We start from the raw sequence: 611 nt of genomic DNA on the forward strand, positions 1-611 counted from the left end.
ATTTATGGCAACTTTAGTATTAATGGGAGGAGCAACTTTTTTAATAGGATGTATTCCATCTTACGAATCAATTGGTTTTATCGCACCTTTATTAGTATTAATCTTACGTTTATTACAAGGTTTAGCACTTGGAGGCGAATATGGAGGTGCTGCAACATACGTAGCAGAACACGCACCAGACGGAGAAAGAGGATATTGGACTTCTTGGATACAAACCACTGCAACAGTTGGTTTATTTGTTTCGTTATTGGTTATTTTATTAACGAAAACATTATTATCAGAAGAGCAGTTTGACCTTTGGGGATGGCGAGTTCCATTTATCTTATCAATCTTAATGGTTTACGTTTCATATTTGATTCGTAAAAATATGGACGAATCGCCAGCTTTCAAAAAAGCAAAAGATGAAGGAACAACTTCTAAAAATCCTTTGAAAGAATCTTTCGGGAATCGTTACAATATGAAATTCGTTTTATTAGCACTTTTTGGAGCTGTGATGGGACAAGGAGTTGTGTGGTATACAGGTCAGTTTTACTCGATGAGTTACATGAAAACGGTGATGAATGTAGAATCTGATCAAGTAGATTCTTTGTTAGGAATTGCTTTATTATTTG

1 protein-coding gene is annotated in these 611 nt (G+C 35.0%); it reads left to right on the top strand.

The window, feature by feature from the left end:
• Positions 1-611, top strand: a 611-nt coding sequence (locus tag QWI17_RS18080; protein WP_302723929.1) for an MFS transporter, incomplete at both ends; no start/stop codon positions are given.

Origin of the sequence: Gilvimarinus gilvus, from assembly GCF_030518155.1 — a bacterium.
Lineage (GTDB): Bacteria > Pseudomonadota > Gammaproteobacteria > Pseudomonadales > Cellvibrionaceae > Gilvimarinus > Gilvimarinus gilvus.